This is a genomic window from Spirosoma sp. (assembly GCF_048594605.1).
Taxonomy (GTDB): Bacteria; Bacteroidota; Bacteroidia; order Cytophagales; family Spirosomataceae; genus Spirosoma.
The window spans coordinates 1-5,323 of the sequence record NZ_JBMDWV010000252.1 but is presented as its reverse complement, the minus strand read 5'-3'; the positions used below and the strand labels follow the sequence as shown (position 1 = coordinate 5,323).

The window sequence follows — 5,323 nt, the reverse complement described above, 5'->3', positions numbered from 1 at the left end:
ACGTATCCGCCACGCTCTTGCGTTCGCGATTCATAAGTATTTTAACGACAACGGATTTTTTTACCTCAATACGCCCATTATCACCGCGTCTGATGCCGAAGGTGCCGGTGAGATGTTCCGCGTAACAACCCTGGATGCTATTAAACCTCCACTGAACGATGAAGGCAAAGTCGATTATAGTCAGGACTTCTTCGGGCGGGAAACGAACCTGACCGTATCAGGTCAGCTGGAGGGCGAACTAGGCGCAATGGCGTTAGGCAAGATTTATACGTTTGGTCCTACGTTCCGCGCTGAAAATTCGAATACGACCCGTCACCTCGCCGAGTTCTGGATGATTGAGCCGGAGATGGCGTTCTACGAGCTGGAAGACAATATGAATCTGGCAGAGGATTTCGTCAAAAACGTTATCCGCTACGCCCTGCAACACTGCGCTGATGATCTGGCTTTTCTGGACAATCGTCTGAAAGAAGAAGAAAAAACGAAAAAGAAGGAAGAGCAAAGTGAATTAAGCCTGCTCGAAAAACTACAGTTTGTCATCAACAACGAATTCGTTCGGCTGACCTACACAGAAGCGATTGATATCCTGGTTAACTCCAAACCGGCGAAGAAAGGGCAGTTCCAGTATGAAGTGAAATGGGGCGTCGATTTGCAGTCGGAGCACGAGCGTTATCTGGTTGAGAAGCACTTCAAAAAACCGGTTATTCTGACCAACTACCCGCGTGAGATCAAAGCGTTCTATATGAAGCAGGACCCCGATGGAAAGACCGTACGAGCGATGGACGTACTGTTTCCGGGCATCGGCGAAATCATTGGCGGCTCTCAGCGCGAAGACGATTTGGATAAACTGGTGGCCCGGATGCACGAGGTCGGTATCGAACCTGAAGCGCTCTGGTGGTATCTGGACACGCGCCGGTTTGGTTCGGCACCGCACGCTGGCTTCGGGCTTGGTTTCGAGCGACTCGTTCTGTTCGTAACAGGCATGGGCAATATTCGCGACGTAATCCCCTTCCCAAGGGCACCGAAATCAGCCGAGTTTTAAATTCTGTAGAGACGCAATACCTTGCGTCTCCTAACCGGATGGTTTTTGCCCAACGGCTATTGTTGCTGACGCACAGGAGACGCAAGGTATTGCGTCTCTACATTATTCTCAACCCATGCTTGCACTTCCCATTTTTCTGGCAATGGCCTCCGGCTTCGTGGTCGTTGGCGTTTACACCGAGCGGAAAGTCTCGGCGTTTATGCAGGACCGGCTTGGGCCAATGGAAACCGGAAAATGGGGCTTGCTCCAGCTCTTCGCCGATTTGCTGAAGTTGCTTCAGAAGGAAGACATCGTACCCACAGCCGCCGACCGTCGATTGTTTCTACTAGCTCCATCGATCATTTTTGCGTCGGTATTTGCGGGTTTTGCCGTCTTGCCGCTAACACCCGATTTACAGGGATCGGGCGCGGCTATTGGGGTGTTTTACCTGATGGCTATCGTCTCGTTCGACGTAGTGGGTATTCTGATGGCTGGCTGGGGTTCAAACAACAAATATTCCCTGTTCGGGGCGATGCGATCTGTAGCGCAGATAATTTCCTACGAAATTCCGCTGGGTTTGACCATTCTGTGCGTCGTGATGATTTGCCAGACACTCAATCTACAGACACTCAGCTTTCAGCAAGGCATATACACAAACGAAACCAACTATCTGTTTGGGCTGAAAGCTCTGGGAATCAACGTAACAGAATGGGGTGGAATTTTCTCCTGGAATATCCTGCGAAACCCGTTTCTGTTGATTGCTTACGTTATTTTTTTCATCTGTACGCTGGCTGAAAGTAACCGCGCTCCTTTTGATCTGCCCGAAGGCGAATCGGAGATTGTGGGCGGTTTTCACACCGAATATTCTGGCATGCGCTTTGCCCTGCTCTACCTGTCCGAATACGCTATGATGCTGCTGGTGTCGTTCCTGGGCGCTGTACTGTTCCTGGGAAGCTGGAATACGCCCCTACCCAATATCGGTCCCGTTCGTCTGGCCGACTGGACCAGCGGGGCACCGGGTACGTTATGGGGGCAGATTACAGGCGGTTTCTGGCTCCTGTCGAAGGTATTCTTTGCGGTGCTCGTTCAAATGTGGGTACGCTGGACATTTCCACGCATTCGTGTCGATCAGATGATGTTTCTGTGCTGGAAAGTGCTCACGCCAGCGGGATTGCTGCTGCTTCTGATTTCGGGAATCTGGCGATTACTGATGGTGTAAAAAACGTTTTTCAGCATAGCGTGTAAACAGAATCCTTACTTTAGCTAACTAAAGCGATTCGTATCATGAATTCCCAGTGGCAACGTTTCCGACATCGACTCCACGAAATCATCTTTGAATCCGATACGTTGGCCGGACGTGCGTTCGACGTTACGTTGCTTTTCCTGATTGTTTTCAGCGTACTGGCCGTCATTCTGGAAAGCGTTCCGTCATTGGCAGAGCTATATGGTCCTATATTCGACCGGATTGAGTGGATCTTCACCATTCTGTTTACGCTTGAGTACGTCCTGCGTATTCTCAGTATTCGGCAGCCGATTCGGTATATATTTAGCTTTTTCGGACTGGTCGATCTGTTGTCATTCTTACCGGCTTATCTGGGATTATTCATGTTTGGGGCCCACGAGTTCGCGGCTGTACGAATCCTGCGTCTGCTACGTGTCTTTCGAATTCTGAAGCTGGGCGAATACACGGAAGCGGCTTCGATCCTTGCCTACTCTTTACGTGAAAGCCGGGCAAAAATCACCGTGTTTTTCGTCGCTATTTTTGCGTTGGTTATTACGCTTGGGTCGATGATGTACGTTGTGGAAGGTCACGCCAACGGCTTTCAAAGCATTCCGCTAAGTATCTATTGGGCCGTAATAACCATCACTACGGTTGGCTATGGCGACATTGTTCCCAGCACACCCATGGGTAAGTTTATAGCGACCATCATCATGCTGCTTGGCTACGTAATCATTGCCGTGCCGACGGGTATAGTGGCGGTTAGCCTGACCAACGCTGGCAGAAAACAGGAAATCTCAACGCAGGCCTGCCCCAACTGCAGTCGGCAAGGCCACGATCCTGATGCGGTGTATTGCAAATATTGTGCGGCTAAACTGTGAAACGTTTTTAAGCTTCTGACCGGATTGGCCAAGTGAAGCAGGAACGTAACGTCGCTTAAACAGGATTATCATTTAGCCTGTTTACGTAACGTAGCGCTTCTCTTCGTAAATTTGCGGCCTTTTACGTTACCTTATGTCCATTCTTACCCCGCATCCGGTTAATGATATACTCTGGAATGACGCCTGGCGGTCGCCTGTGTTTCGCCGGAAATTCATAATCGGTATCGTCTCTTTTCTTGCCCTGCTGGGTGCCTTCCCCATTTTTTTTCAGATCATTGAAAAGCACACCGGCCCCGTCCTGAATGATTGGGTTCTGGCCAGAATTCCATCCGTAGACGTATCACTGATCATTTTTCTGGTTATCTGGGCATCGGCGCTGCTACTGCTGATTCGAGCCCGCCGTAGCCCGTCTATTTTCATGATGTTTGTCTACAGCTACATCATCATCAGCTTATCGCGGATGATCAGTATCAACCTGTTTCCGCTCAATCCGCCCGTTGGTCTTATTCCCATGGTTGACCCGATCACTAATGCGTTTTATGGGAAAGTGTATATCACCAAAGACTTATTTTATTCAGGCCACACCTCCACTATCTTCCTGATTTTTCTGTGTCTGCGTCGCCGTTTGGATCGGCTACTGGTCTTTATCGGTTCCCTAATCGTAGGTGCCTTACTACTCGTTCAGCACGTACATTATACCATCGACGTGGTAGGCGCTTTCGTACTTTCTTACCCATTCTATCGGCTTGGAAAGTGGCTTGCTCTTAGCGGCTGGAATAATGTCGAACATCCCGTTGACAAGGTTTCGCCTGAAGCCGACCCACGAGACTTATCAGGAAAGTAATCTCGCACAACTAATCAGCCAGCACGTACCGTTCATCCGGCAAATAAGCCATTCCGTACACATCTGCACTAAATTGCGGTTGGCGTGAGTATAAATTTGGCAACTATGTATTAGAAATAGAAAACAGCCGTATTCTGATCGATCAATACGTGGTTGAATGGCTACGCACAGCTGTAAAAAAGGCCTTAATGATCAAACTGTGCTGATTAATGCTGAAGCTAAAAAGGTTCGATCAAGCTGGCAAAGTCCTAAAAATACTTAGTAAACTCACTGATTAACAGATAAATCAACCGTTAGTCAAATAAATCAGTTGCTGTACCTATATTAGCCGTTAATTAAAGTAGCATTAATTAAATCAATTAAAAGTAAGCCTAAAATTGTAAATTTCGTAGATTTGGGGCATAAAGAAACCATTATGGTTGCATCCTTCTAATGGAAGGCAGCCAACGGTTGGCACTGAACCCGGACCGTCCGAACTGTAAACCACCGATATGAGCAAAATCGATTTACCGCCCTTTACGCTGGGCGAAACTATTACCTCGGAACAACGTCAGTTTTTCAATAAACATGGCGTTATTGTTTTTCGTAATTTTATTAACCCTGAAACAGTCAAACTTTTTATCAGCGAAACCGAACGTATTGAAAAACAGTGGCTTGATGAAGGGCGTGACAAAGTAAACGGTATTCCGCTTAAGTTTGGTCAGGATGAGGCCGGGAATCCGATGATTCAACGGATGTGCTTTCTCTCGCAACACAGCACAGCTCTTCACGAATTCCTGCAAGACCCCCGTCTACAGGCTGTCGTCGACTTACTTCAACCGTACGAAGGGCGTATCGCCGAAATCGAAAAAGACGGTCTTATACTTAATCACTACGTTCGCACCCCAAATAGTAAATTTTCCCAGATGGGCTGGCATACCGATAGCCCCCGCGACATCTTCCTGGGGCAGCGTATTATGCCAATGCTGAACGTAGGCATTCACCTGAATGCCACACCGTACGAAAATGGTGGTCTGCGCGTCATTCCAGGCACGCACAAGCAGGGAATTCTTAAAATGCTTTTCCGTAAGAAGTATTTTGTAGATAACGAACCCGACAAACAGGAGATTGGCTTCGACATTAATGCGGGTGATTTGTCTGTGCATGACGGTCGGCTCTGGCATCGGGCGCAACAGTCGCCCCACGTTGGCGAAGCCAGCCGTCGGCGGGTGATGTACGTACCGGTCGTAACGGGTAAATACATGCCGAAGCACGAAAACAGCAAAACACCGTTCTACCACCGCTTCATTTCGAAAGTAAATATTTAAGAGTTATAGGGTTATAAAGATATAGAGTTGGCTGACGCAAACATTGTACCCGCG

The 5,323-nt window shown here is 48.3% G+C and carries 5 protein-coding genes; all 5 read left to right on the top strand.

Features of this window, described 5'->3' with window-relative positions; genetic code table 11:
• Window positions 1–1,039 (top strand): asparagine--tRNA ligase (gene asnS, locus ACOJS8_RS15615; protein WP_420149473.1); only part of this gene is annotated, 1,039 nt, incomplete at its 5' end.
• A 115-nt stretch (window positions 1,040–1,154) separates the two neighbouring features.
• Entirely contained in the window at window positions 1,155–2,237 is a 1,083-nt protein-coding gene (locus tag ACOJS8_RS15610) for a complex I subunit 1/NuoH family protein (protein ID WP_420149472.1), read from the top strand.
• A 65-nt stretch (window positions 2,238–2,302) separates the two neighbouring features.
• Window positions 2,303–3,118, top strand: a complete 816-nt coding sequence (locus ACOJS8_RS15605) for an ion transporter (RefSeq protein ID WP_420149471.1) — start codon at window positions 2,303–2,305, stop codon at window positions 3,116–3,118.
• Between the two features lie 133 nt (window positions 3,119–3,251).
• Window positions 3,252–3,962 (top strand): phosphatase PAP2-related protein, encoded by a 711-nt coding sequence (locus ACOJS8_RS15600; RefSeq protein ID WP_420149470.1) that lies wholly within the window; start codon window positions 3,252–3,254, stop codon window positions 3,960–3,962.
• Window positions 3,963–4,453: 491 nt separating this feature from the next.
• Entirely contained in the window at window positions 4,454–5,269 is an 816-nt protein-coding gene (locus ACOJS8_RS15595) for a phytanoyl-CoA dioxygenase family protein (protein ID WP_420149469.1), read from the top strand.
• Window positions 5,270–5,323 lie beyond the last annotated feature (54 nt).

Coding starts and splice junctions, on each gene's coding strand:
- ACOJS8_RS15610 (WP_420149472.1), top strand. CDS start 1,155: ATGCTTGCACTTCCCATTTTTCTGGCAATGGCCTCCGGCTTCGTGGTC.
- ACOJS8_RS15605 (WP_420149471.1), top strand. CDS start 2,303: ATGAATTCCCAGTGGCAACGTTTCCGACATCGACTCCACGAAATCATC.
- ACOJS8_RS15600 (WP_420149470.1), top strand. CDS start 3,252: ATGTCCATTCTTACCCCGCATCCGGTTAATGATATACTCTGGAATGAC.
- ACOJS8_RS15595 (WP_420149469.1), top strand. CDS start 4,454: ATGAGCAAAATCGATTTACCGCCCTTTACGCTGGGCGAAACTATTACC.